This window comes from Pseudomonas sp. LJDD11 (assembly GCF_024584215.1).
Taxonomy (GTDB): domain Bacteria; phylum Pseudomonadota; class Gammaproteobacteria; order Pseudomonadales; family Pseudomonadaceae; genus Aquipseudomonas.
Window position 1 is genome coordinate 40,256 of sequence record NZ_JANJFL010000002.1, and the last position, 24,361, is coordinate 64,616.

General features: G+C 60.1%; 23 protein-coding genes. 11 read left to right on the forward strand and 12 right to left on the reverse strand.

Annotation, left to right across the window (positions count from 1 at the left end; translation table 11 throughout):
- Positions 1 to 26 precede the first annotated feature (26 nt).
- Positions 27 to 977, forward strand: a complete 951-nt coding sequence (locus NRB16_RS02765; protein WP_257105419.1) for an iron-sulfur-binding ferredoxin reductase — start codon at positions 27 to 29, stop codon at positions 975 to 977.
- A gap of 61 nt (positions 978 to 1,038) precedes the next feature.
- On the opposite strand, the gene pyk is transcribed toward NRB16_RS02765, so the two are convergent.
- On the reverse strand, positions 1,039 to 2,490 hold the full coding sequence (pyk, locus tag NRB16_RS02770) for a pyruvate kinase (protein ID WP_045488166.1): 1,452 nt from the start codon (positions 2,488 to 2,490) through the stop codon (positions 1,039 to 1,041).
- Positions 2,491 to 2,668: 178 nt separating this feature from the next.
- On the opposite strand from pyk, the gene NRB16_RS02775 reads away from it, so the two are divergent.
- Together NRB16_RS02775 and NRB16_RS02780 are read left to right on the forward strand one after the other, a co-directional pair.
- Positions 2,669 to 3,043, forward strand: coding sequence for a tol-pal system YbgF family protein (locus tag NRB16_RS02775; protein WP_045488169.1), 375 nt, complete (start codon positions 2,669 to 2,671; stop codon positions 3,041 to 3,043).
- A gap of 190 nt (positions 3,044 to 3,233) precedes the next feature.
- Positions 3,234 to 3,593: a PilZ domain-containing protein gene (locus NRB16_RS02780; RefSeq protein WP_045494355.1), complete on the forward strand. Its 360-nt coding sequence runs from the start codon at positions 3,234 to 3,236 to the stop codon at positions 3,591 to 3,593.
- Between the two features lie 26 nt (positions 3,594 to 3,619).
- Here NRB16_RS02780 and NRB16_RS02785 read toward each other — a convergent pair whose 3' ends face one another.
- From NRB16_RS02785 to NRB16_RS02810, 6 genes are read right to left on the reverse strand one after another with little or no spacing between them, the layout of a single operon-like run.
- Positions 3,620 to 4,951, reverse strand: a complete 1,332-nt coding sequence (locus NRB16_RS02785; protein WP_257105583.1) for a DUF58 domain-containing protein — start codon at positions 4,949 to 4,951, stop codon at positions 3,620 to 3,622.
- A gap of 8 nt (positions 4,952 to 4,959) precedes the next feature.
- The gene (locus NRB16_RS02790; RefSeq protein ID WP_045488172.1) at positions 4,960 to 5,997 is read right to left on the reverse strand and encodes a MoxR family ATPase; all 1,038 of its coding nucleotides are present in this window, start codon (positions 5,995 to 5,997) and stop codon (positions 4,960 to 4,962) included.
- Positions 5,994 to 7,196, reverse strand: coding sequence for a DUF4350 domain-containing protein (locus NRB16_RS02795; RefSeq protein WP_045488175.1), 1,203 nt, complete (start codon positions 7,194 to 7,196; stop codon positions 5,994 to 5,996). Before NRB16_RS02795 ends, NRB16_RS02790 begins: the two co-directional genes overlap by 4 nt.
- Complete coding sequence (locus NRB16_RS02800; protein ID WP_257105420.1) at positions 7,193 to 8,743, reverse strand: DUF4129 domain-containing protein; 1,551 nt, start codon at positions 8,741 to 8,743, stop codon at positions 7,193 to 7,195. The genes NRB16_RS02795 and NRB16_RS02800 overlap by 4 nt, the downstream gene beginning before the upstream one ends.
- Positions 8,730 to 9,710: a stage II sporulation protein M gene (locus NRB16_RS02805; RefSeq protein ID WP_257105421.1), complete on the reverse strand. Its 981-nt coding sequence runs from the start codon at positions 9,708 to 9,710 to the stop codon at positions 8,730 to 8,732. Before NRB16_RS02805 ends, NRB16_RS02800 begins: the two co-directional genes overlap by 14 nt.
- Positions 9,707 to 10,417 carry an RDD family protein gene (locus tag NRB16_RS02810; protein ID WP_045488183.1) on the reverse strand — a complete coding sequence of 237 codons (711 nt, stop codon included), beginning with the start codon at positions 10,415 to 10,417 and terminating at the stop codon, positions 9,707 to 9,709. Before NRB16_RS02810 ends, NRB16_RS02805 begins: the two co-directional genes overlap by 4 nt.
- A gap of 241 nt (positions 10,418 to 10,658) precedes the next feature.
- Here NRB16_RS02810 and sbcB point away from each other — a divergent pair, with 241 nt between their 5' ends.
- Positions 10,659 to 12,089, forward strand: a complete 1,431-nt coding sequence (sbcB, locus tag NRB16_RS02815) for an exodeoxyribonuclease I (RefSeq protein ID WP_257105422.1) — start codon at positions 10,659 to 10,661, stop codon at positions 12,087 to 12,089.
- 201 nt (positions 12,090 to 12,290) lie between these two features.
- Here sbcB and mvaT read toward each other — a convergent pair whose 3' ends face one another.
- Entirely contained in the window at positions 12,291 to 12,668 is a 378-nt protein-coding gene (gene mvaT / locus NRB16_RS02820) for a histone-like nucleoid-structuring protein MvaT (RefSeq protein ID WP_257105423.1), read from the reverse strand.
- A gap of 505 nt (positions 12,669 to 13,173) precedes the next feature.
- Between mvaT and purU the strand changes: the two genes are divergently transcribed.
- Both purU and NRB16_RS02830 read left to right on the forward strand, forming a co-directional pair.
- On the forward strand, positions 13,174 to 14,025 hold the full coding sequence (gene purU, locus NRB16_RS02825; protein ID WP_045488193.1) for a formyltetrahydrofolate deformylase: 852 nt from the start codon (positions 13,174 to 13,176) through the stop codon (positions 14,023 to 14,025).
- 78 nt (positions 14,026 to 14,103) lie between these two features.
- Positions 14,104 to 14,304 carry a hypothetical protein gene (locus tag NRB16_RS02830; protein ID WP_045488195.1) on the forward strand — a complete coding sequence of 67 codons (201 nt, stop codon included), beginning with the start codon at positions 14,104 to 14,106 and terminating at the stop codon, positions 14,302 to 14,304.
- Here NRB16_RS02830 and NRB16_RS02835 read toward each other — a convergent pair.
- On the reverse strand, positions 14,277 to 15,041 hold the full coding sequence (locus NRB16_RS02835) for a DUF2334 domain-containing protein (protein WP_257105424.1): 765 nt from the start codon (positions 15,039 to 15,041) through the stop codon (positions 14,277 to 14,279). The genes NRB16_RS02830 and NRB16_RS02835 overlap by 28 nt on opposite strands.
- Positions 15,034 to 16,131, reverse strand: coding sequence for a glycosyltransferase family 1 protein (locus tag NRB16_RS02840; protein ID WP_257105584.1), 1,098 nt, complete (start codon positions 16,129 to 16,131; stop codon positions 15,034 to 15,036). The genes NRB16_RS02835 and NRB16_RS02840 overlap by 8 nt, the downstream gene beginning before the upstream one ends.
- A 176-nt stretch (positions 16,132 to 16,307) precedes the next feature.
- On the opposite strand from NRB16_RS02840, the gene NRB16_RS02845 reads away from it, so the two are divergent.
- Positions 16,308 to 17,798 (forward strand): DUF853 domain-containing protein, encoded by a 1,491-nt coding sequence (locus tag NRB16_RS02845; protein WP_257105425.1) that lies wholly within the window; start codon positions 16,308 to 16,310, stop codon positions 17,796 to 17,798.
- 42 nt (positions 17,799 to 17,840) lie between these two features.
- On the opposite strand, the gene NRB16_RS02850 is transcribed toward NRB16_RS02845, so the two are convergent.
- Positions 17,841 to 19,313: an inorganic phosphate transporter gene (locus NRB16_RS02850; RefSeq protein ID WP_045488204.1), complete on the reverse strand. Its 1,473-nt coding sequence runs from the start codon at positions 19,311 to 19,313 to the stop codon at positions 17,841 to 17,843.
- A gap of 175 nt (positions 19,314 to 19,488) precedes the next feature.
- A complete protein-coding gene (locus tag NRB16_RS02855; protein ID WP_045488206.1) occupies positions 19,489 to 19,686 on the reverse strand; it encodes a hypothetical protein in 198 nt (65 codons plus the stop codon).
- A 763-nt stretch (positions 19,687 to 20,449) separates the two neighbouring features.
- Between NRB16_RS02855 and pcaR the strand changes: the two genes are divergently transcribed.
- From pcaR to pcaF, 4 genes are all read left to right on the forward strand, one after another.
- Complete coding sequence (pcaR, locus tag NRB16_RS02860) at positions 20,450 to 21,292, forward strand: pca regulon transcriptional regulator PcaR (protein ID WP_045488209.1); 843 nt, start codon at positions 20,450 to 20,452, stop codon at positions 21,290 to 21,292.
- Between the two features lie 147 nt (positions 21,293 to 21,439).
- Positions 21,440 to 22,300, forward strand: a complete 861-nt coding sequence (locus NRB16_RS02865; RefSeq protein ID WP_253113228.1) for a CoA transferase subunit A — start codon at positions 21,440 to 21,442, stop codon at positions 22,298 to 22,300.
- The gene (locus NRB16_RS02870) at positions 22,297 to 23,076 is read left to right on the forward strand and encodes a CoA-transferase subunit beta (RefSeq protein WP_045488215.1); all 780 of its coding nucleotides are present in this window, start codon (positions 22,297 to 22,299) and stop codon (positions 23,074 to 23,076) included. The genes NRB16_RS02865 and NRB16_RS02870 overlap by 4 nt, the downstream gene beginning before the upstream one ends.
- Positions 23,073 to 24,275: a 3-oxoadipyl-CoA thiolase gene (pcaF, locus tag NRB16_RS02875; protein ID WP_173426718.1), complete on the forward strand. Its 1,203-nt coding sequence runs from the start codon at positions 23,073 to 23,075 to the stop codon at positions 24,273 to 24,275. Before NRB16_RS02870 ends, pcaF begins: the two co-directional genes overlap by 4 nt.
- Positions 24,276 to 24,361 lie beyond the last annotated feature (86 nt).

Consider the following 24,361-nt stretch of genomic DNA (forward strand, 5'->3'; position numbering starts at 1 on the left):
TTTACCGGTGGTGTCAGGAATTCTCGATGCCCAATCTGCGAGTTGGTGAGCGGCGCTGGCCGGTCGATGTTGCCAGTAACCTGCTCGATGCACTGCATCAGGCCGGGATTGCCATTCCTTATAGTTGCCGGGCAGGCAGTTGCCATGCCTGCCTGGTGCGCTGCCTTGAAGGCGAGCCGCTGGATGCGCGCCCCGAGGCGCTGGCCGCCGCCAAACGAGAGCAGGGCTGGCGCCTGGCTTGTCAGTGTCGGGTGGTTGCCGACCTTGCCGTGGAAGTCTTCGACCCCCTGAAAGACGGCATGCCGGCGCAGGTCATCGGCTGTGACTGGCTCAGCGCCAACCTGTTGCGTCTGCGTCTGGAACCGCAGCGTATGCAGCGCTATCGCGCGGGGCAGCATCAAGTGCTGTGGAGTGCCAACGGCATCGCTCGGCCGTACTCACTGGCCAGCCTGCCCGGCGAAGACCCCTTTCTCGAATTTCATATCGATTGCCGCCATCGCGGGGCTTTTTGTTCGGCTGCGCGCCAGTTGCAGCCTGGCGATCATCTGCGCCTGGGTGAGTTGCGCGGCGGCGCTTTGCACTATGACCTGGACTGGCAGGAGCGACCCCTGTTGTTGCTGGCGGGTGGCAGTGGCCTTGGGCCGTTGTGGGGCGTGTTGCGCGAGGCCTTGCGTCAGCAGCATCAAGGCAATATTCGGGTTATCCACCTGGCGCATGACAGCACCGAGCACTATCTGGCCGGCGATTTGCGCCAGCTTGAGCAGCAACATCCGCAACTGCAGGTGCGGCTGGTCACTGCGGTCGAGTTGCAGGCGGCGTTGGCTGAACTGCGTTTGTTGGCGCGTCAGGCCGTGGCGTTGGTCTGTGGCAGCGCCGTCAGTGCCGAGACCTTTGCCAAGAGTCTTTACCTGGCCGGGGTCGCACGTAACCGGGTGCTGACGGATGTGTTTCTGGGGGCGGGCGATACGGTGCGCTGAGCACATGAAAAAGCCCCGGTCGCTCACGCGCCGGGGCTTTTTTCTACAACGTGCAGCCGTCTCAGACCAGCGGGTCGCCAACGTGCAGGATCTTCATGCCGTTGGTGCCACCGATGGTGTGGTAGCTGTCGCCCTTGGTCAGGATGACCCAGTCGCCTTGCTCGACCAGCCCGCGCTTGAGCAGCTCGTCTACCGCAGCCTGGCTGACCTGGCCTGGCGGCAGCGAAGCCGGATCGAACGGGATGGTGTACACGCCGCGGAACATGGCCGCACGGGCCTGAGTATCGCGGTGCGGAGAGAAGGCGAAGATCGGTACCGACGAACGAATCCGCGACATGATCAGCGGGGTGTAGCCGCTTTCGGTCAGGGCGATGATCGCTTTTACGCCAGGGAAATGGTTGGCGGTGTACATCGCGGCCAGCGCGATGCTCTCGTCGCAACGGGTGAAGCTTTCGCCGATACGGTGCTTGGAGCTCTTGCCGGTTGGGTGACGTTCAGCACCCAGGCAGATACGTGCCATGGCCTGGACGGCTTCGACCGGATAGGAGCCGGCGGCACTTTCTGCCGAGAGCATTACCGCGTCGGTGTAGTCGAGCACGGCGTTGGCCACGTCGGAGACTTCAGCGCGGGTCGGCATCGGGCTGGTGATCATCGACTCCATCATTTGCGTGGCGACGATCACAGCCTTGTTGTGGGTGCGCGCATGGGCAATGATTTTCTTCTGCACGCCAACCAGCTCGGCGTCGCCGATTTCAACGCCCAGGTCGCCACGGGCAACCATGACTGCATCGCTGGCGCGAATCAGTGCATCGAGGGTTTCATCGTTGGCAACAGCTTCGGCACGCTCGATCTTGGCCACCAGCCAGGCAGTGCCGCCGGCTTCATCGCGCAGCTGACGAGCGTATTCCATGTCTGAGGCGTCACGCGGGAACGACACGGCCAGGTAGTCCAGGTCCATCTCGGCGGCCAGCTTGATGTCACGCTTGTCTTTGTCGGTCAGGGCCGGCGCAGTCAGGCCGCCACCGAGGCGGTTGATGCCTTTATGGTCCGAAAGCGGGCCGCCGACCTGTACGGTGCAGTGCAGATCAGTGGCGGTCTGGGTATCGACACGCATGACCACGCGGCCGTCGTCCAGCAGCAGTACGTCACCCACGCCACAGTCTTTGACCAGGTCCGGGTAGTCGATACCGACGATTTCCTGGTTGCCATCGGTCAGCGGGTGAGCGGTGGAGAAAGTGAACTTGTCACCGACCTTGAGCTCGATACGCTTGTCGGTAAATTTGGCGATACGAATCTTCGGACCTTGCAGGTCGCCCAGCAGTGCGACGAAGCGGCCGTGTCTGGCAGCGATCTCGCGGATCAGCTTGGCGCGAGCCTTGTGCTCGTCCGGGGTGCCATGGGAGAAGTTGAGGCGGGCAACATCCAGACCCGAGAGGATCAGTTGCTCGATGACTTCCGGCGAGTTACTCGCAGGGCCCAGTGTGGCGACGATTTTGGTACGGCGAACGGTCATGCACAAACTCCTTGATTGAAGCGCAGCGAGAGGCTACTCCTCTCTGGACCTGTAGTCATTGTTCCTTTGCACTACCTTGCTGTCATCAGACAGGGCAATCGTCTGACAGCTGGTTGGTCAGGCGGGCTGAAGAAATTTGCATTGCCGCCGATATCAGGCACAGAACAGGAGATGACCCATGCGTATCTTGATGATTATCGTGTTGCTGGCCGCCGTCAGTGGTTGTACCCGTTGGGCGATGAACTCCAACCTCAACAGTGCTTACCGCGCCTATGACCGTGGCGACTGCGACAGTGCGCTGTTGTCCTTGTCCAAGGTGGATCGACAAAGCCGGGCGCGCCGTTATGTGCAGCCTGAGGTATCGATGCTGCGTGGCCAGTGTCTGGAAAAACAAAAACTGTATGTCGATGCCGCGCAGACCTATCTGTTCATCATCAACCAGTATCCGGGCAACGAATATGCGTTCCGTGCCAGGGCGCGGCTCGATACGCTGGCGCAACTGGGCCACTACCCGCAACGTGAGCCGGCGAAAACTTTTCCTGCTTCACGCTAGTTACACCCGATTGGATGATTGGTACTGTAATCGGGTGGATCTAAATATAAATTGCGCTAGTCTGTGTGTTAACGGAATGAAAGGGCTGAAAAGCCCTGCATCCAGGGATTTTCATGCAGCGGGCCGGGGCACTCGTGCAGCGTTTACAACGTCATCATGAATGCCACCCGTGGTCATTGAAGGGGCTGCCATGCTTAAGGACAGAAGAATAGAACGGCACGAGCTGCAGTATTTTCTCCAGGTGTTCAATCGGTATACCGATCGACCCATGGGGTGTCTGGGCAACGTCTCCGAAGATGGATTGATGCTCATCAGCGATTTGCCGATGCTGGTGGGCGGGCGCTTCGACCTGCGTCTGAAAGTGCCGTCGGGCAACGACGGCTTTCGAATGGTCGATGTCAGTGCGACGTGCCAGTGGTGTCACGAGGACGTGACGCCGGGTTGTTATGACTCGGGGTTTCATATCCAGGAAGCGCCGCAGGAGTACTTCGATCTGATGCACAGCCTGCAGCATTATTTCAGCTTCTATCCTCTGGAAGCTTCAGCCTGATCGACAGCAGGCATGGGAGTGCGGCGTTATAGAACGCCGCCTTTCTTCAATCCCAGATAGCGGTTTATCAAATGCGCGCCGAGTTCTTCGGGGCGTACATCGATCACGGGTATCCCTAGCGCTTCGAGACGCTCGTGCAGGCTATTGCGAGCGTTGAGAAAGTCGACCGCACCACAGTAGGCCAGCGCCTGATCGTAGCGCTCGACCTGTTCTTCACGCAGGCGGTCCAGCACACTTTCGCGCAGGCTGGCGATCAGCACCCGGTGACGTTGGCCCAGTTGCCGTACGGCGCACAGCAGTTGTTCATCATCTTCATCGCGCAGGTTGGTGACCAGAATCACCAGGGCACGGCGTTTCTGCCTGCTCAATAGCTGCTGTACAGCGGCGTTGTAGTCAGCGGGGCGCCGGGTACTCTGCAGGTCGAACAGCGCGTTGAGCAACAGGTTCAACTGGCGCTGGCCCTTGCCGGGCGGCAGGTGGCGTTGCTGTTCGCCGGCAAAGGTCGACAGGCCGACTGCGTCGCCATGGCGCAGGGCGATGTGGCTGAGGAGCAGGCAGGCATTGAGGCCGTGATCGAAGTGCGCCAGCTCATCGTCCTGGCTGCGCATGCGCCGTCCGCAATCGAGCATCAGCATGATCTGCTGATCGCGCTCGTCCTGATATTCGCGGGCTATCGGTGTGCGATGCCGGGCAGTGGCTTTCCAGTCGATCTGCCGCAGGCTGTCGCCTTCACGAAACTCCCGTAACTGATGAAATTCCTGGCCCAGGCCACGGCGTTGCAATTGACGCACACCGATCTGACTCAGCCAGTTTTCGATACCCTGCAGCGGTCCGTCATAGAGACGGGCAAAGTCGGGATAGACCTTGACGGGGGCAGGCAGGGCCAGGTAACGGCGGCTTTCCCAGAGCTGCAGCGGGCTGTACAGGATCACCTCGCAGCGTTCGAAGTTGAAGCGCCCGCGTTGCAGTGGACGCAAGCGCCAGTTCAGGCGTGCCGTCTGCTGAGGGGGCAGGTTCAGGTTTTGTGGCAGGTGTTCAAATTCCAGCCCGTCCGGTACATGGTCGAAGATGCGCAGTTGCATGACTGCGGCGGCGTCGTGTTGCACCTCCAGTTGCGCGTCGCTCCAGCGCCCCAGCGCCAGGCTGGCGGGCATATGCCGCTGCAGCCGCGGGGAGGGCAGGCGCGCAACCCGTACGGCGTCGAGCAAGGCGATGCCAAGCAGCGCCAGCAAGGTCGCCCAGTAGAGGGTGATGGCGAGTTCGGGAACCCTGATCGCCAGCGCAGACAGTATGCCCGGCACCAGAGCCAGGCTTGCCAGCAGGGCAAGTGCGCCCAACAGGCGCAGCGCAGGTCGCAGTCGCTGGGTCATAGGCGCGGAGCCGGGACCTGATCGAATATCTGGCGCAGAACCTGATCCACCGACAGGCCTTCCATGTCCAGTTCCGGAGCCAGGCGTACCCGGTGGCGCAGCACTGCCATGGCGCAGCTCTTGATGTCATCGGGGGTCACGAACTCACCGCCGCGCAGCAAGGCTCTGGCGCGTCCACCGCGTACCAGTGCGATGGAAGCACGGGGGCCGGCGCCCAGCGTCAGGCCTGCCCAGTTACGGGTTGCCCGGGCCAGCCGAACGGCGTATTCGAGCACTTGCTCATCGACTGGCAGTTCGCTGGCAACCTGTTGCAGCGTCTGCACTTCGTGGGGTTGCATCACCACCAGCAGAGGTTGTACGTCGAGCATGTCGGCGCGGCTTGAGCGGGTCACCTGGCGAACCATCTCGACCTCTTCATGGGCCTGTGGGTAGTCCATGTGCAGCTTGAGCATGAAGCGATCCAGCTCGGCTTCCGGCAACGGGTAGGTGCCTTCCTGTTCGATCGGATTCTGGGTGGCCAGTACCATGAAGGGCTGCGGGATAGGCAGGGTCTTGCCTTCCAGGGTGACTTGCCCCTCCTGCATGGCCTCAAGCAGCGCCGCCTGGGTCTTGGCCGGTGCACGGTTGATTTCGTCGGCCAGCAGCATATGGGTGAACAGCGGACCCTTGCGCAGTTTGAATTGTTCGCTCTGCAGGTCGTACACCGCGTGCCCGGTGACGTCACTGGGCATCAGATCCGGGGTGAACTGGATCCGGGCGAACTCGCCGCCAAGACAGCGCGCCAGCGCCCGTACCAGCAGGGTCTTGCCCAGTCCGGGAACGCCCTCGATCAGTACGTGGCCGCCACCGATCAGGGCGGTGAGTACGTCGTCGATCATGCTGTTCTGGCCAATCAGGGCTTTTTGCAGTTCACGACGCAAGGTCTGCGCCCGCTGGCTCGCCTGTTGGCGTTCAGCCGCTTGGGAAGAGGCCTGCAGCGGTGGCTTGTCAAGGTTTTCAACGGGATCAGACGGTGCGCTGTTGGACTCGCTCATAGGGCATTCCTGAGAGTTTGCAGATGGGCTACCTGACGGGTGAAGTCGGCGCTGGACAGGCGTTGCGCCGGACGCGGGCGCATCGCCAGGCTTATGGCACTGGTTGACTGGCGGCTGAGCCTGGCGAGAACCTGCCACTGTTCGGTGACAACCAGCGTCTCGAAGCCGGGGTGACGTTGACGGGCACGACGCAGGATGTCTTGTTGCAGGTTTTTCAGCAGCGCCTGTTGCCCGCGATGCCTCAGCAGGAAGTCGGCGCTGGCACGCAGGTGTTCGACCAGTTGCCGACGACCGGCAGGTGCCGGCCATTGCAGCGGCCCCTCACGCATTGCCACCCGCCATACGGCGAGCGCCAGCAGCAAGGCCAGGGTCACTATCGCCAGTGGAAAGTGACGCAGCAGCAAGCTCAGCAACGTATCGTGCCGGGCCTGGGCGATCAGCGTCACGCTGCTGTCCTGGGTCAGGTACCAGAGTAGCCAGGCGTTGTCGTATTCACCGATGCTGTGGTTGGTCCACAATTGTGAATCGGTAAGTACTGTGACCAGGCCGGCGCCATGCTCCAGTTGCAGCATGTGGGTGGCATTGGCACTGTTGGCCCAGTAGGCGGCCAGGTCTTGCGGGTCTTCCAGATGATAGGCCGGGTCGAAGCTCATGTAGGCCGGGGCATCTTCGTTTTCAAGATACAGCCGGGTCAGGTGTGGCCAGGGCGTCTTGGCCGGTGTGGGGCGCGCCATCGGAACGGCCGGTGCGCTGCCTGAATCCTCCGCTTGTGTCTTGGGCAGGTCGCGGGTCAATGACTGGCGAATCTGCAGACGGTCAAGCAGCAGGTCGCCGCTGCGTTGTTGCTGCTCGTCCCACAGTTGTTCGGCGACCACTACCAGATGACCACCTGCATCGGCCCAGGCCAGCAACGGGTCGACCTGCTCGGGCGTCATGCGCGAGCGATCATCGAGAATCAGCAGGGTCTGGCGCTGCGTTGTGGGTTCGGGCAGCTCGGTCCAGGTATCGGCTGAGCGAACCGTTATCGAGCGCTGGAGCAAGAACTGTTCGGCTGCCAGATAGGGGTTGGTCCTGGCTTCTGGCGACGGGCCGCGATCGATGGTTTCCTCGTAAGGTTCCAGCTGCCTGATGAACAGTACGATCACCACTGCCAGCACAACCGAGACCAGCAAGCCCGGCAGTAGATAGCCGCGCTTCATGGGCGTGCTCCGGTCTCGAACAGGCTGCGCCAGCGTTCACACAGCTCGGGCAGTACATGCGCGGCGGGCAGCCGATGACCATAGGCAAGATTCTGCCAGTGCCCGGTCAGCTCATGGCTGAAGTCGCTCAGGGCCGGTTTGTTGAGGCTGGCGATGCGCTGCAGCGCCTGTTGTTCGGTATCGGCGCTTTTTAATGGCAGTTGGTAATCAGTGATCAAATGACTGAGCAAGGCCCGGTAAAGCAGGCTCAGAGCCTCACGAGGTTGGTCTGGCCAGAGCGCCAGGACAGTGCCTGCGATGTCGTCGGGTAAACTCTGGGCGCTGACTTGCAGACCGAATAACTGCGCCGGGGGATGGGCAGTGACTGGTTTGTCTCTGCCGGGTGAGGCGATGAACAACCGCAGCCACTGACGGTAGCGCCAGATCACCAGGCCCAGCAGGCCGATGGCCAGGCTCCACAGCAGGATCTCGAACAGATGGGCGAGTACGTTGGCGCCTTTGAGCAGGTGGTTTAGCCAGTCGAACCATGTTGATGGTGCTTGTCCCGCGGTGGGCGGTTGTTCCTGCGCCTCTGGAAGCCGCCAGCCGGTTACGGTTTCTGGGTTCTTGAAGGGCGGCTTCTCCAGCAGGTCAGTGATCGCCGCATGTGATTGCTGGCTGTTAAGCGGCTGGTGCGTCAGGCGCGTGCTCTGGGGCGAGGGCTGTACGGATTCCGGGGCAGGCGAGGCGTAGGCCCAACCGCTGTGCGGTAGCGCGCCCAGCAGCAATAATGCGCCGACCACCAGAGTTGCAGCGCTACCGGCCAGACGCTGGCGCAGGCGTTTGAACACCAATTCGATATCCCAGGCTTCCAGCCGGGTACGGCGGTTGAGGTAGAGCATGAAACCACAAGACACGTAGACCGGCCCCCAGGCGATCAGGGCCACTGCGTACAAGAGGTTGAGCAAATGATCGACCCACAGTAGCTGGTCATCGCTGCCCAATATCAGTAGCCAGCTCCAGTCGACATCCATCTGCCGAGGCATGAAGACATAGACCAGCATGATTGCTGCGGTGTACAGGACCAGCTCCAGGTGCGCGCCTGCCAGGGTCAGGCAACGCGCGGCACGGGTGTCTGCCTGACACAGCACCGCCAGACGCAGGCGACGTGCTTGGCCGCTCAGCCCTTCGAGTTGCTGGACCGGCAAGGTGAAACTGCGCAGCAGGCTCAGGCGGCGCCAGAGCAGGCTTGGCAGCAGCTCGCGCTTGAGCAGACCGGGCCAGGCCTTGAGTGCTTGCTTGAGGGTCGGCGTTGCGCCAAACAGGGCGCGTGACAGGATCCATAGTGGCAGTCGTTCGTAAAGCGGCTTGAACCACCAGAACAGCGCGATGACCACGCTGGGGTAATCCCATAGCACAAGGCTCAATACGCCAAGAATCGGCAGGGTGACCAATGCCCAGGACAGCATCAGCAGGCTCCGATGCCGGCCGGCCAGCAGGACACCCAGATCCAGGGCTTCCCAGGCCGGGCGCGGGCGGATGGCGATACTGGCGTCAGTCAGGCGCATGGGTGTTTTTTCCGGCAAGTAACAGCCAGGCGGCCACCAGGCTCCACAGGATCCCGCCCGCCAGGTACTTGATCCATGGCGCAGGCCAGCTCATCGATGACCAGTAGGCTTCGATGAAGGCCGCGATCAGCAGCATGAACATGACCCCGCCCATCATTTGCACGCTTTGCCGGGCTGCGTTACGCAATGCCAGGGCGCGGGTCATGCGTCCCGGTGCCAGCAGTGCCCAGCCGAGTTTGAGGCCTGCTGCGCCAGCGATGACAATGGCGGTCAGTTCGAAGGCGCCATGGCCCGCGACGAATGGCCAGAAGGTCTGACCGTAGCCGATCTGGGTCAGGTGACCGGCCACTGCGCCGATCAGCAAACCGTTATAGACCAGGAAGAACAGGCTGCCCAGGCCGAGCAGCAAGCCGCTGGCGTAGGTCTGAAACGCGATGCCGATGTTGTTCATGATGTAGTAACCGAACATCACCCAGTCCTCGCCGGAGCCGCGTTCTGCCGGCACGCCGATGCGCCTTGAGCCCGGGTCGTACATGCCCTGCATCTGGTGCACCTGCTCCGGAGCGAGCACGCTGTAGACCATTGCAGGAACGGCATGCACGAGCAGGCCCATGCCCAGCATGCAGGCGAAAAACAGCAGGGCCGAGACCGCCACAAACCGCCACTCGGCCCTGACCCTGCGGGGGAAACCTGCCAGTACGAAGGTCAGCATCGTCATCAACTGATTGCTGCGATGCCGGTACAGCTGCTGATGGCCACGCAATGCCAATTGCTGCAGCGAGTCGACCAGATAACTGCTGTAGCCACGCTCTCTGGCCAATGCGAGATGCTGGCAGATGCGTCGGTAATCCAGGCTGAAGGTCTCGCTGGCCGTGATGGTGCGAGCGTTTTTTTCGAGCAGGGTCAGACGCGTGGCGAAACGCTGCCAGTCGGCCTGATGAAGGTTTTCAAACAGGCTTTGTTTCATGGCGCCCCCAGCAGGCCACGGGCTATGCCGTTGATCCGGCTCGCCGCCTGCCCGGGCGCAACTTGCAGCGGCTCGGCCAGCAAGCCAGCCAGCTCTCGGGTTCGCGAGTCCGACAGCTCGCCCTGGCGCTCGGCAAAATCGAGGATGGCACGTTGTTCGGCCAGTTGCAGAGCGAACGGTGCAATAGCAGGCGGTGCATCGGGCAGCACCGGAGGTTGGCGCAGTGGTTCGTTATAGACCACCAGTGTGGCTGCTGCCAGGTCGCCCAAGCGTTTGAAGTGCGGGTGATTGAGGCATGCGAGGGCGCCTGCGGCATACCCGAAAGGCAGCATGTCGACCATGCGCAACAGATTACGGATCAGCGATGAGGTCCAGCCGACCGGTGTGCCATCGTCGTGAATGACTCGCAAGGCCATCATTTGCTTGCCCGGGGTGCGACCCTGATTGAGCACTTCGAATAACACCGGATACCACCAGTTGATCAGGAACAAGCCAATGGCCGACAGTCCCATGCCCAAATCACCGAACAGACTCAGGGCACCATAGCCGGTCAGTAGCAGCAGACCACGCAGCAACAGGTCGATGCTGAACGCCAGGGCACGCACTGTCAGGCCTGCCGGACGTAACAGCAAATCGATGCCTTCTGGCGTTTCAATCCCGAGCCGGGTGTCCAGAGGTGCTGCCTGCCTTGGCGAAACTGGAAACATGATGTGCGGTACTTGAGAGTAAAAGGAGAGGGGGGATTATGCTGCTGCCTTGCAAGGGGGTGTCTAAAAAACTGGGCGATTCCCACATGCAGTGAACCTATCCTGACTGGCTTATCGAGGCAATGGGAATACGTCGATAGACAATGCAGGATATGTCCGTGTTCATTGTTGAATTTGGCAAATTAGCCATTTACGTGTTGATAGCCCTACACTTTATCGGTCTACCGTTCAGGAATAACCCGTGAATCCCAGCATCTTCTGGCACGACTACGAAACCACCGGCATCAACCCGCGCAGTGACCGACCATTGCAGATGGCCGGGATCCGCACCGATGCCGAGCTCAACGAAATCGGCGCTCCGGTCAACCTGTACTGCCAACCGAGCGACGATATCCTGCCGCATCCTGCGGCCTGCCTGGTCACAGGGATCACTCCGCAACGTCTGGCAGAGAAGGGCTTGTGCGAGGCCGACTTCATGACTCGTGTGCATGCCGAGCTGGCGCAGCCAGGTACTTGTGGTGCGGGTTACAACACGTTGCGTTTCGATGATGAAGTTACCCGTTACAGCTTGTATCGCAATTTCTTTGATCCTTATGGTCGGGAATGGCAGAGCGGTAACAGCCGTTGGGATTTGATTGATGTTGTACGCGCTGCCTGTGCATTGCGCCCGCAAGGCATTGTCTGGCCTGAAGAGGAGGGGCGCATCACGCTCAAACTCGAACGCTTGACCGCTGCCAATGGTATTGAGCATGGTCAGGCTCACGATGCGTTGTCCGATGTGCGCGCCACTATTGCGCTTGCGCGGCTGATCCGTGAGCGTCAGCCAAAACTTTATGACTATCTGTTTACACTGCGCAGTAAGCAAAAGGTTCAAGAGCAGATTCGCTTGCTGCAACCTGTTGTGCATATATCCGGGCGTTTTTCGGCGGCCCGACACTATCTGGGGGTGGTGCTGCCTCTTGCCTGGCATCCGCACAATCGCAATGCGCTGATTGTCTGCGACCTGCACCTGGATCATTCGCCACTGCTGGCACTCGATGCCGATACGCTGCGCGAGCGGCTGTACAAGCGTCGTGAAGAGTTGGCGCAGGGAGAACTACCGGTTCCGCTGAAACTTGTGCATATAAATCGCTGCCCGGTGCTCGCACCGCTAAGTGTGTTGCGTGAAGAAGACCAGCAACGTTTGCAACTGGACATGACGCTGATTCGTGAACGGGCCACGGCATTGGTGCAGGAGCAGGAACTTTGGCAGCCGCGTTTGCAAAACCTCTATGGGCGTGAAGAGTTCACGGCTCAGCAAGATCCCGAGCAGCAGCTGTATGACGGTTTTATTGGTGACCGTGATCGAAGACTGTGTGAGCAAGTGCGTGAAGCCGAGCCGCAGCAATTGGCGCAACCGGTCTGGCCTTTTGATGACGCGCGTTTGCCGGAGCTGTTGTTTCGCTACCGGGCGCGTAACTTTGCCGAAACCCTGAATGCGCAGGAGCAGCAACGCTGGCTGGAGTTTTGCCAGGCACGTCTGACACGCCCGGAGTTCGGCGCTCCCAACACGCTGCAAAGCTTTACCAAGGCGCTGATTGAGTTGTCGCTCAATGCCAGGCCTGAGCAGTTGAAGGTATTGAGTCAGTGGCAGGATTATGTGCAGGTATTGCGAGGCCGGCTGGGGATCTGAAACGGGTCGGCCTGGAGGCGGTGCTTGCCTGAAGCCCGCTGTGAAGTTGAGGGCGCGGGTGAGTTTTCGTACATGCCTTGTAGGCTTATCAACAAAAGAGCGACCCTTAAGCTGTCAGCATATTGAACGTGTCATGATGTTTGTAAAAAGCAGGTAATAAAAAACGCCAGCGAGCTGGCGTTTTGCACTACAAGACGGTGATTAACCCAGCAGGGTCGACCAGCTTTCGACTTCGTCGCCGCCCCACTTGGCTTTCCACTCTTTCAGCGTTTTGTGGTTGCCGCCTTTGGTTTCGATCACTTCGCCATTGTGCGGGTTCTTGTACTGCTTGACTTTACGAGCGCGTTTGGTGCTGGTGGTTTTCACCACGCCACGTGGTGCCTTGTTAACTTTGGCATCCGGATCAAGCAGGGAAATGATGTCACGCAGGGATTTCTGGTACTCGCCCATGAGGGTGCGCAGTTTGCCTTCAAACTCCAGCTCGGCCTGCAATTTGTCATCTTGGGACAGATTTTTCAAACGGGCTTGCAGTTCTTTGATGGCTTCTTCAGTAGCGCGGTATTCGTTGATCAGCGACATGGGGTATACCTATGTTGGGAGGGGCGTCAGGGCTGCAGTCAGGTAATAATAGTCAGTGGACTTGAGCAAGTAAACATCAAATAGTTGTTTTGTCTGAAATAGCAGGTGATATACCGATTTCCTACAGAAAGCGAGAAACTAGGCGGCGGCCTAATTGACCTGAAAAGATGTTGCTTTAAGCAGTATTGGCGCGAGCCTGTGGCGGCTGAGGGCGGCAGAAATACCCGGCATCTTGTTGCATTAGTCTGCACCGCTCCTGCCGTGCCGAGGCTCTTTTAAGAATCCTTCATGAGTCCCTGAATGCACGGCTTCAGTGCACGAAAAGTACCGGTTAAATGGCGTTGTTTTCAGTGCTGGCGGAGTCTCGATGCAATGATGGCAAGGTGCAATTTGCGGCCGAAGGCCTTTTGCTATCCCTGGCGGTGTTTACATGACGTCATTACTGCAGTTTTGCCGCGTAGCGGCTAGAATGGCCGCCTTTTTTACGTAGTCTGGAGTTTTGCCCATGCGCACTTTTCGCCTGGTGAGTGCTTGCCCGGACCGGGTCGGCATCGTTGCCAAGGTCAGTAACTTTCTGGCGTCCTACAACGGATGGATTACCGAGTCGAGTCACCATTCTGACAGTCTCAGTGGCTGGTTCTTCATGCGCCACGAAATTCGTGCCGACAGTCTGCCGCTGGACCTGGAAGGCTTGCGTGCAGCGTTTGCACCCATTGCCGAAGAGTTCTCGATGGAGTGGCGAATTACTGACTCGGCCCAGAAAAAGCGTGTGGTGCTGATGGCCAGCCGTGAGTCTCACTGCCTGGCGGACCTGCTGCATCGCTGGCACAGCGATGAACTGGACTGCGAGATCGCCTGTGTGATTTCCAACCATCAGGACCTGCGTGGCATGGTCGAGTGGCACGGCATTCCTTATCATCACGTACCTGTGGACCCGGCCAACAAGCAGCCAGCCTTCGCAGAGGTTTCTCGTCTGGTCGGTGAGTATCAGGCTGACGTCGTGGTCCTGGCCCGCTACATGCAAATCCTTCCGCCACAGCTGTGTCAGGAGTACGCCAACCAGGTGATCAACATTCACCACAGCTTCCTGCCATCGTTCGTGGGCGCCAAACCGTACCACCAGGCGGCGATGCGTGGCGTGAAACTGATTGGCGCCACTTGCCACTATGTAACCGAAGAGCTGGATGCCGGCCCTATCATCGAACAGGACGTGGTGCGTATCAGCCATCGTGAAAACATCGAGACGCTGGTGCGTCTGGGGCGTGATGTTGAGAAGCTGGTGCTGGCTCGCGGTTTGCGTGCTCACCTGGAAGACCGGGTGATGGTGCACGACAACAAGACCGTGATCTTCGACTGATTGCCGGTAACTCCTCCAGGCTCTGGCGGGTGGTGACTGATCGGTTTAAGGTCTGTCTTCCACTGCCGGAGCCAGGACATGAGCGATCCTCTGAATAAAGCCACTGCAAGCCCGCCCCCGGTGATCGGCGAAGGTTGCCTGAGTCGTTATGATCCCGATGCGTTGAGCCCCGAGGATGGCGCTGATTTTTCGGCAGCCGCCCAATTGTGGCGTCAGTTGCAAGAGGTTTCCAACGCCGCTGACAACGAGCCTCATTGCGATACCGAAGCCGATATCTGAGCACTCAGCCAGACGTATTTGGTCTGCGCTACACGACCTTGCTCAAGCAGTCTCTGCAGCGCTGCGAGCCAATATCGCCTTGCCAGCTCGTGATGCATGTCCACCGGATGCAGGCCCAGGCGAATGACCTGAGCCTGGCGCCACTGCGTTTCCTGCCAACGATTGAACACCCATGAAGCCCCGCGCCGCCAAGCGCTGCGGGCACTCCATACCAGGCCCGGAGCCCGCAGCGCAGTGAAGTCTGGCAGGCGGTATAAGTGGTGCGGGCTGCTGGTGTAGCTCAGCGGTCGCTCGCGCAATGCCAGGCGAGTACCGGGGCTCATCAGCCAGGACGGCGCCACGAATCCGTGCAGCGGCCATGCATGGCGCTGAAAAACGGCAATCCCGGCATCCAGGCGCATCAATGCCTGATCGTGCGATAACGAGTAGAACTCGCCCTCGCGGGTGTAAACCCGTCGCATCAGAAAATCAGCCGCATGGCGTGGTGGCGGGCCGGTATCGCAATGCTGATAACCGTGCAAAACCAATTCATCCCCGCGCGCCAGTCGCGTGTCGAGAAAATCAAGCAGTGCCGGGTCGTTGTCCAGAGGATTACGCTGATGAAAGTCCGGCACCACCAGCCAGGTCATCGCAACGCTGCCCAGTGCATCCACCGCCGCCACGAAAGGCAGGTAGCTGCGCCAGGTGCACGGCGCAACATCGTGCAGCACCAGCAGCAGGACTGATTGCTCAGCCATTGGCTGTCACTGGCAGATGGCTGCCCAGCACGGCCTGGTAGTGCTCAAGCAATCCGGCAACGACCCTGTCCCAGTTGTAATGTGCTTCGACATGCCGCCGGGCAATCTGCCCCACAGCCCTGACATCGTGTTCAAACAGCTCGCGTACCGCACTGGCCATGGCCTTGGGCTGATTGGCTGCGCACAGCAGGCCACATTCACCAGGGACGATCTCGCTGAACGCCCCGGCGTCGACGGCGACCACCGCAATGCCACTGGCCATGGCTTCGAGTATCACCAGGCCGAAGGTTTCCTGATCACCGGCATGCAACAGCGCGTCGGCACTGGCCAGCCATTGCGCGACCTCGGTTGCCTTGCAGAAGCGGCCGATCACCGAGACGTTGTCCGGCACTTGGGTCGGCATGTGCGAGCCTATCAGCAGCAAGTGGTAGCGCGGCCCGAGTTGTTTCATGCAGTGCAATAGAACATTGATGTTCTTCTCCCGGGAGCCGCGGCCGGCAAACACCAATAGCCGGGTATCCGGGCGCAAGCCCAGGCGTTGCCTCAGATCAGGGTCACGTCGGGTGGGGGCGAAGATCTGTAGATCAACACCCAGCGGTTGCACATGGACCTGTTCAAGGCCCATGCCGATCAGTTTGCTGGCCATGACCTGGCTGGGCGCCAGAATTCGGTCGAAGTTGCCATACAGCTTGCTGATGTAAGCCTGGGCGCTGCTGTTGATCCACTGGCCCATCCGGTTGCTGATTAGCAGAGGCAGATCGGAGTGATAAAAACCGATCACCGGCACATCGAGCTGACGCCGTGCATCCAGCGCGGCCCAGGCGGTCAGGTAAGGATCGCCGACCTCAATCAGATCCGGTTTGAGATTGTGCAGCATGGTTCGCCAGGGGCTGACCCGCAGTGGAAAGCGATAACCGTTGCCAAACGGTAATGGGGTTGCCGGAACCTGATGCACGCCGTCGTTGTGGCTGGAGCGCGCGCCAGGAATCAACAGGCTGTGTTGCACGCCTGGATAGTGTTGCAAACGCCGGTGTTTGGCATCCAGATAAGTGCGCACGCCACCGCTGGCCGGTGCGTAGAACATCGTCATGTCGGCGATATGCACGTGAGGGACTCCTCAGGTGAGTGGACCTCTCTTGCTGACCACCGGCAACTGCGGTTGTTCGTGACGACCGGCTACCGCCCGCCGGATGGCAGCCATCAGCCTCGAAGAGATGACGTAACGGGTCAATACTTGAGCAGATCCTGAACAAGAGGGGTGAAGTCATGCCCGATACTGTGCAACTGGTGCTGGGCGCAGATCCGTACGGACAACCGGTCGGTCAGGATCTGCGTCTGGCCAATCGACACGGGCTGATCGCTGGCGCGACCGGCACTGGCAAGACCGTCACTTTGCAGCGTCTGAGCGAAGCCTTCAGTGATGCCGGGGTGGCGGTGTTCGCCGCTGATATCAAGGGCGATCTGTGCGGCCTGGGCGCTGCTGGCAATGCGCAAGGCAAAGTGGCTGAGCGCATTGCCGGCATGCCCTGGCTGGGGCATCGGCCGCAAGGCTATCCTTTGGTACTTTGGGATATCGATGGCAAGTCTGGCCATCCACTGCGTACCACCCTCAGCGAAATGGGACCGTTGTTGCTCGGCAACCTGCTGGCGTTGACCGACAGTCAGCAGTCGGCGCTGTATGCCGCTTTCAAGGTCGCCGACCGGGAAGGTTTGTTGTTGCTGGATCTCAAGGACCTCAAGGCGCTGCTCAATCATCTGCGCGAGCACCCGAACCTGCTGGGCGAAGACGCGGCATTACTGACCGCGCCCTCCAGCCAGGCATTACAGCGCCGTCTGGCAGGGCTTGAGCAGCAGGGCGCCGAGGCGCTGTTTGGTGAACCGGCGTTACAGTTGCAGGACATTCTGCAGCCGGCCAGTGATGGTCGCGGGCGTATTCATTTGCTCGACGCCAGCCGCCTGGTGCACGAGGCACCGAAGGTCTATGCGACCTTTCTGCTCTGGCTGTTGGCCGAGTTGTTCGAGCAATTGCCCGAGCGCGGTGATGCCGATAAACCGGTGCTGGCGTTGTTCTTTGACGAGGCGCATCTGTTGTTTGGCAATACACCGCAGGCGCTGCAGCAGCGGCTGGAGCAGGTGGTGCGATTGATCCGCTCCAAAGGTGTCGGGGTGTATTTCGTCACTCAGTCGCCCGGTGACTTGCCGGATGCGATTCTTGCTCAGTTGGGGTTGCGTATCCAGCATGGCCTGCGGGCTTTCACCGCCAAAGAACAACGCGCCTTGCGCGCCGTGGCTGAAGGTTTCAGGCCTAACCCGCAGTTCAACAGCCTGTCGGTACTGACGGAGCTGGGCATTGGTGAAGCACTGGTCGGTACGCTGCAGAGCAAGGGCACCCCAGCCATGGTGCAGCGAGTATTGATTGCCCCGCCGCAGTCACGCATCGGTCCGCTTAATGAGTCTGAGCGAGCGGCATGGGTGCGCCAGTCTCCTTTGGCCGGGCACTATGACCAGGCATTTGATCGCGAGTCTGCCTATGAGCGGCTGGCGGTGCGCAGCGTGGCCGCGCCTGCTGGCGAACCGCCTGAGCCAACGGCATCGTCAGGTGCGGATGACTTCGGTGACAAGGCCGGGGCTTTTCTCGGCGGTCTGGCGGGCAGGGCAATGAAAAACGCCATGCGTCAGGCCGCCAATCAGTTGGGCCGTCAGTTGTTGCGTGGGGTTATGGGGTCATTGCTGGGCGCCAGCAAGAAGCGCCGCTGACAGCCTGACAGGCCCCCAGGCAGAACCTGGGGGCCTTGTGCGTCAGACCAGCGTCTTGGACGCCAGCCAGAACAGGCCGGCGGAAAGGGCGATGGTCGCTGGCAGGGTCAGGACCCAGGCCAGCAGGATGGTACGCACGGTGCTGGACTGCAGACCGCTGCGGTTGGCAACCATGGTACCGGCCACACCCGAAGACAGAATGTGGGTAGTGGATACTGGCAGGCTGAAGATGTTAGCCAGGCCAATAGCCGTTGCGGTCGTGATCTGGGCCGACATGCCTTGGGCATAGGTCATGCCCTGACGGCCGATTTTCTCGCCGATGGTCAGAACGACCCGTTTCCAGCCGACCATGGTGCCGATACCCAGCGCCAGGGCGACCGCCAGAATCACCCAGAACGGGGCGTATTCGGTGGTTGCAGTCAGGTCCTTGCGCAACTTGGCGAGGTCGGATTTCTCGCGGGCGGCCAGATCAGGCAGCTTGCTGACCTTGCGCGCAGTATCGTCCAGGCACAGCAAGTAACGGCGTACTTCGATACGGTCTTCAGCGCTCAGTGCCCGGTAGTCGGTCACCCCCTGAAGCTTGGCCAGCAGCGCATCAATGGTCGGTTCGGTCTGTTTGGGGTCGCATGCCGCGCTGGAAGGCAGGTCGCCTTTGTCGGTCTTGCCCATGGCGAGGAACTCGCCCAGAGTGGCATTGTTGCGCTGGTAGAACTGGCTCAGATGCAGGGTGGCGTCGCGGGTGCGCTCAATCTGATAAGTGGTGCTGTTCTGGTCGAGCACAAACTGTGCTGGCACGATACCGATCAGCACCAGCATGATCAGGCCGATGCCTTTCTGGCCATCGTTGGAGCCATGCACGAAGCTTACCGCCATGGCGGAAATCACCAGCACCAGGCGATTCCAGAACGGCGGGTGTTTCTTGTCGTCGAGTTCGCGGCGCTGCTCCGGGGTCTTGTGCATTTTCGACAGCGGGCGCCACCACTTCAGTACAAGCAGCACAAGGCCGGCAGCCAGAAAACCACCCAGCGGCGAGAACACCAGAGACATGCCGATATCGGCTGCCTTCTGCCAGTTGACGCCTTCGCTCACCGGGATGCCGTTGATCAGTGCATTGGCAAGGCCGACGCCGAGAATCGAACCGATCAGGGTATGCGAGCTGGAAGCCGGGATACCGAAGTACCAGGTGCCGAGGTTCCAGGCGATGGCGGCGGTCAGCAATGAAAAGACCATCGCCAGCCCGTGGCCGGTGTTGACGTTGATCAGCAACTCCACCGGCAGCAGGTGAACAATCGCATAGGCCACACCGACCCCGCCGAGCAATACCCCCAGGAAGTTGAAGACGCCGGAGGCGAAGACCGCCAGATGCGGTGGCATGGCCTTGGTGTAAATGACTGTCGCTACCGCATTGGCGGTGTCATGAAAGCCATTGATGAACTCGAACGATAGGACGAATGCCAGGGCGAGCAGCAGACTCACAAGCACCCAGGGATCAAGCCCGCTGAATAAATCGATCATGTAGGTTTTCTGATGCGTTCTGAAGGGGGCGAGATTATGACAGAAAAAATACACTTCGACGCACCGACTGCTGGTCGGTATCGATCAGATCTGTTTCGCGGTCATGACATCGCCGGTCCAGCAGGACAGTGGCAAGCATCAGAAAAGCGCCGGTGGGCTTACAACAGCCGGACGATCACTGCTCTTCTTTCAGTTCTTTTTCCATGCGTTGCAGTTCTTGCTTGAACGCCTGGTCCTGAACCGTGGCTCTTTTACGCCAGGGTTTGCGTTCCGGGTCCGGTTGTGCGGCGTAGGTAGTGACTTCGCCGCCATAAACCTCCTTGAATCGTTGTTCCTGGCGCTCAAGTTCCGCGCGCATTTCATCTTTAGTCACGATGTTACCTGGTCAAGTCAAATGAACTCTGGTGCAAACGTCAGGCATCGGGAATGTGCACTCGTTCAGTGTCCTTACAGGGCGATTGGCCAAGGGTATTGAACCATCGAGGCCCATTGGACACTTTGAACGTCATGCCACATTCGGTGGCTGGCGGCTACGGGCACCAGAAAAAAACATCTGTCGTAGCGACATGGGTATTTGCGCATCCGCGGGGCGGTTGCCGGGCTGGCTTGTGTCGGATCAACGCAACAGGGAATTGCGTGGCACATCGAAAAGGCGCTCAGGCCCTGAATGACACGATGGGCACCGTCACGGCACAAGGTATTGCCAACCAGATGAAAGCTACTATCTCCAAGAAGTCTGCGGACGTCAACTACAGGCACTGTCGTTTTCAGGATGCTTTGTTAGTGTTCGGCCTATTGAAGTTTATAGCGAACGCATCATGAAAGAACTTTCATGGCATCGAAGGTTGCAGTGAGCTTGCAAAAGAGGCAGAGCGCGGCGCAGCAGAGGGCAAATAAAAACGGCCTTGCTTCGTGGACAAGGCCGTTGCCTAGGACTTCTCAGTGGGTACCTGACCAGGATTTCCAAGAAGCCACTTCATGGCAGGCATAAAGGTATAAGTATATTTGTCATGGGTCAATTGCGATTATCGGCCACTTGTTCGATAATCGGACGGTCTGACCTGTGCCCATCTGTAGTGTCCAGGCCTGAAACCGTTGATATACAAGGCCTGCAAGGGTAAGTCCGAGGTGTTGTCATGAATGAAGAACTGCGCAATTCTTTTGTCTCGCTGGCACCTCCGATCGTGGCTTCACCTGCGCGACGTATTCAGGCGCTGACCGGCGATCCTGATTTCATGACCTCGCTGGCTCGCGGCCTGGCGGTCATTCATGCCTTTCAAGAGCGCAAGCGTCACCTGACCATTGCCCAGATCAGCCACCGTACCGAGATCCCGCGTGCGGCAGTCAGGCGTTGTCTGCACACGCTGATCAAGCTCGGCTACGCAACGACGGACGGTCGCACCTACTCGCTGTTGCCTAAAGTCCTGACGCTGGGGCATGCCTACCTGTCGTCCACCCCGCTGGCAGTGTCTTCGCAACCCTATCTGGACCGCATGAGCGATCAGTTGCATGAGGCCTGCAATATGGCCACGCTGGAGGGCGAGGACATTTTGTATATCGCCCGCTCGGCGACCACTCAGCGCTTGATCTCGGTAGACCTCTCGGTGGGTGGGCGACTGCCGGCCTATTGCACGTCCATGGGGCGGATTCTGCTGGCGGCACTCGACGACGTGTCGCTGCGCGAATACCTCGACCATGTCGACCTGCAACCCAAAACCAGCCGGACCATCCGTACTGTTGAAGCGCTTTATGAATGCCTGCAGCAGGTTCGTCAGCAAGGCTGGTGCATTGTCGATCAGGAACTGGAGCAAGGCCTGCGCTCGATCGCCGTGCCGGTGTATGACGCTTCCGGCCAGGTACTGGCGGCACTGAACGTCAGCACCAGTGCCGCGCGAGTGGCGCGTAGCGAACTGGAACAGCGCTTTTTACCGATCATGCTCGACGCCAGCCGGGAACTGAGCGCGCAGATTTTTACCTGATTCGGTCAATCAAATTCGTTCGATTATCGAACGAATAATCGATTATCGGATTGTTTGCCTGGGTGCCTCGCGCATAACCTCATGTCCATCGCGGCGCGAATCAACGCGCCGATCATTGAACGTGATGTTTGGGTTCGGGAGCACCTCATGGCTGAAATCATGTCTTTACGCGATGCGGTGAAACAACTGGTCAACGATGGCGACACCGTTGCGCTGGAAGGTTTCACTCATCTGATCCCCTCGGCAGCGGGCCACGAAATCATTCGCCAGGGCAAGCGTGAGCTGACTCTGGTGCGGATGACTCCCGACCTGATCTACGATCAGTTGATCGGTGCCGGTTGCGTCAAGCGCCTGGTGTTTTCCTGGGGCGGTAACCCTGGGGTCGGTTCGCTGCACCGCCTGCGTGATGCCGTCGAAAAACAGTGGCCGCGGCCGTTGGAACTTGAAGAGCACAGCCATGCCGACCTGGCCAACGCTTACGTCGCCGGCGCATCGGGGCTGCCGTTCGCGGTACTGCGCGCCTACGCCGGTTCCGACCTGCCCAAAGTTAACCCGTTGATCAAGACAGTCACCTGTCCGTTCACCGGTGAAGTGCTGGCCGCCGTGCCGTCGGTGCGTCCGGACGTCACCGTGATCCATGCGCAAAAGGCCGACCGCAAAGGCAACGTGTTGGTCTGGGGTATTCTCGGTTCGCAGAAGGAGGCGGCCCTGGCGGCCAAGCGCTGCATCGTCACCGTCGAGGAGATCGTCGACGACCTGCAGGCGCCGATGAACGCCTGCGTGCTGCCAACCTGGGCGCTGAGTGCGGTCTGCCTGGTACCCGGCGGTGCGCATCCGTCCTACGCCCACGGCTACTACGAGCGTGACAACCGCTTCTATCAGGACTGGGACCCGATCGCCCGTGACCGTGAGACGTTCCAGGCCTGGATTGACCAATACATCCATGGCACAGCGGATTTCAGTGAATTTCAACGCAAGCTGGCCAGCGCCGCGGAGGCAAAGCAATGACTTACTCGACCAGTGAAATGATGACCATTGCCGCCGCGCGTCGTCTCAATAACGGCAGCGTATGCTTCGTGGGCATCGGCCTGCCGTCCAAAGCCGCCAACCTGGCGCGCCTGACTTCCAGCCCTGATGTGGTGTTGATCTACGAGTCAGGCCCGATTGGCGCCAAGCCGAGCGTGCTGCCGCTGTCGATCGGCGACGGTGAACTGGCCGAAACGGCTGACACCGTGGTGTCGACCAGTGAAATTTTCCGCTACTGGCTGCAAGGTGGCCGGGTCGACGTGGGGTTCCTTGGCGCGGCGCAGGTCGACCGCTTCGGCAATATCAACACCACGGTGGTCGGTGACTACCACGCGCCGAAAGTTCGCTTGCCGGGCGCAGGCGGTGCGCCGGAGATCGCAGGTTCTGCCAAGTCGGTGCTGATCATCCTCAAGCAGTCACCGCGCTCGTTCGTCGAACGTCTGGATTTCATCACCTCCGTAGGCCATGGCGAAGGCGGCGACTCGCGCAAGCGTCTGGGTCTGCCAGGTGCCGGCCCGGTGGGGATCATCACCGACCTGTGCATCATGGAGCCGGAGCAGGGCAGCAACGAGTTCGTGGTTACTACCCTGCATCCAGGTGTAACCCGTGAGCAGGTGGTTGCAGCCACTGGCTGGCCGGTGCGCTTTGCTGAAAACGTAACGGTGTCTGGCGAGCCGACCGAGGTTGAACTGGCCGCCCTGCGTGACCTGGAAGCCCGGACTGCGGCTGCTCATGGTCAAGTGGCAGGAGAAGCCTGATGCGTGATGTATTCATCTGCGATGCCATCCGCACGCCGATTGGCCGCTTCGGTGGCGGGCTGGCCGGCGTACGCGCTGACGATCTGGCAGCCGTTCCGATCAAGGCATTGATCGAGCGTAATCAGTCGGTCAACTGGCAGGAGGTTGACGAAGTGTTTTTCGGCTGCGCCAACCAGGCCGGCGAAGACAACCGCAACGTGGCGCGCATGGCAGCGTTGCTGGCCGGCCTGCCGCCAAGCATTCCTGGGGTGACCCTCAATCGCCTGTGCGCATCCGGTATGGATGCTATCGGTACCGCTTTTCGGGCCATCGCTGCCGGTGAAATGGAGCTGGTGATTGCCGGTGGCGTGGAATCGATGTCCCGTGCGCCATTCGTAATGGGCAAGGCCGATGCGGCCTATTCGCGAGGCATGAAGCTGGAAGACACCACCATTGGCTGGCGCTTCATTAACCCGTTGATGAAGGCCCAGTACGGTGTCGATGCGATGCCGGAAACCGCCGATAACGTGGCTGACGATTACAACATTTCCCGCGCCGACCAAGACGCTTTTGCCTTGCGCAGCCAGCAACGTACGGCTGCGGCGCAGGCGGCAGGTTACTTTGCCGAGGAAATAGTGCCGGTACGCATTGCCCACAAAAAGGGCGAGACCATTGTCGACACCGATGAACACCCGCGTGCCGAAACCACGCTGGAGGCGCTGGCCCGGCTCAAGCCGGTCAACGGTCCGGACAAGACCGTCACCGCCGGTAATGCTTCAGGGGTCAACGACGGTGCAGCGGCGTTGATCCTGGCGTCCGCCGAAGCGGTCAAGAAACATGGCCTGACCCCGCGTGCGCGGATTCTCGGTATGGCCAGTGCTGGTGTCGAACCCCGGGTCATGGGGATCGGCCCGGTACCTGCGGTGCGCAAACTGGTCGAGCGTCTGGGCATTGCGGTGACTGACTTTGACGTCATCGAACTGAACGAAGCCTTTGCCAGCCAGGGCCTGGCGGTGCTGCGCGAGCTGGGTCTGGCTGACGATGCGGCGCAGGTCAACCCTAACGGCGGCGCCATCGCCCTGGGCCATCCGTTGGGCATGAGTGGCGCGCGTCTGGTGCTGACGGCCTTGCATCATCTGGAAAAGACCGGTGGCCGCAAAGGTCTGGCGACCATGTGTGTCGGCGTGGGCCAAGGCTTGGCACTGGCCATCGAGCGCTGAGTTTCACGTTTCACCCGGCAATCCTCCAGATCCGGCCCTGGCTCCACGAACAGGCAGGCTCCGGGGCTGGCGGATTGCCCTTTCTG

Bases quoted from the DNA above. Each gene is read 5' to 3' on its own strand.
- NRB16_RS02840 (WP_257105584.1), bottom strand. From the start codon at position 16,131: ATGACGATGTTCTACGCACCGGCCAGCGGTGGCGTGCGCACTTATCTG.
- NRB16_RS02830 (WP_045488195.1), top strand. From the start codon at position 14,104: ATGAGCGATCCTCTGAATAAAGCCACTGCAAGCCCGCCCCCGGTGATC.
- NRB16_RS02800 (WP_257105420.1), bottom strand. From the start codon at position 8,743: ATGCGCCTGACTGACGCCAGTATCGCCATCCGCCCGCGCCCGGCCTGG.
- mvaT (WP_257105423.1), bottom strand. From the start codon at position 12,668: ATGTCGCTGATCAACGAATACCGCGCTACTGAAGAAGCCATCAAAGAA.
- NRB16_RS02780 (WP_045494355.1), top strand. From the start codon at position 3,234: ATGCTTAAGGACAGAAGAATAGAACGGCACGAGCTGCAGTATTTTCTC.
- NRB16_RS02865 (WP_253113228.1), top strand. From the start codon at position 21,440: ATGGCTGAAATCATGTCTTTACGCGATGCGGTGAAACAACTGGTCAAC.
- NRB16_RS02835 (WP_257105424.1), bottom strand. From the start codon at position 15,041: ATGGCTGAGCAATCAGTCCTGCTGCTGGTGCTGCACGATGTTGCGCCG.
- NRB16_RS02845 (WP_257105425.1), top strand. From the start codon at position 16,308: ATGCCCGATACTGTGCAACTGGTGCTGGGCGCAGATCCGTACGGACAA.
- NRB16_RS02790 (WP_045488172.1), bottom strand. From the start codon at position 5,997: ATGAGCGAGTCCAACAGCGCACCGTCTGATCCCGTTGAAAACCTTGAC.
- NRB16_RS02805 (WP_257105421.1), bottom strand. From the start codon at position 9,710: ATGAAACAAAGCCTGTTTGAAAACCTTCATCAGGCCGACTGGCAGCGT.
- purU (WP_045488193.1), top strand. From the start codon at position 13,174: ATGCGCACTTTTCGCCTGGTGAGTGCTTGCCCGGACCGGGTCGGCATC.
- NRB16_RS02870 (WP_045488215.1), top strand. From the start codon at position 22,297: ATGACTTACTCGACCAGTGAAATGATGACCATTGCCGCCGCGCGTCGT.
- NRB16_RS02765 (WP_257105419.1), top strand. From the start codon at position 27: ATGCCCAATCTGCGAGTTGGTGAGCGGCGCTGGCCGGTCGATGTTGCC.
- NRB16_RS02810 (WP_045488183.1), bottom strand. From the start codon at position 10,417: ATGTTTCCAGTTTCGCCAAGGCAGGCAGCACCTCTGGACACCCGGCTC.
- pcaR (WP_045488209.1), top strand. From the start codon at position 20,450: ATGAATGAAGAACTGCGCAATTCTTTTGTCTCGCTGGCACCTCCGATC.
- NRB16_RS02850 (WP_045488204.1), bottom strand. From the start codon at position 19,313: ATGATCGATTTATTCAGCGGGCTTGATCCCTGGGTGCTTGTGAGTCTG.
- NRB16_RS02775 (WP_045488169.1), top strand. From the start codon at position 2,669: ATGCGTATCTTGATGATTATCGTGTTGCTGGCCGCCGTCAGTGGTTGT.
- pyk (WP_045488166.1), bottom strand. From the start codon at position 2,490: ATGACCGTTCGCCGTACCAAAATCGTCGCCACACTGGGCCCTGCGAGT.
- NRB16_RS02795 (WP_045488175.1), bottom strand. From the start codon at position 7,196: ATGAAGCGCGGCTATCTACTGCCGGGCTTGCTGGTCTCGGTTGTGCTG.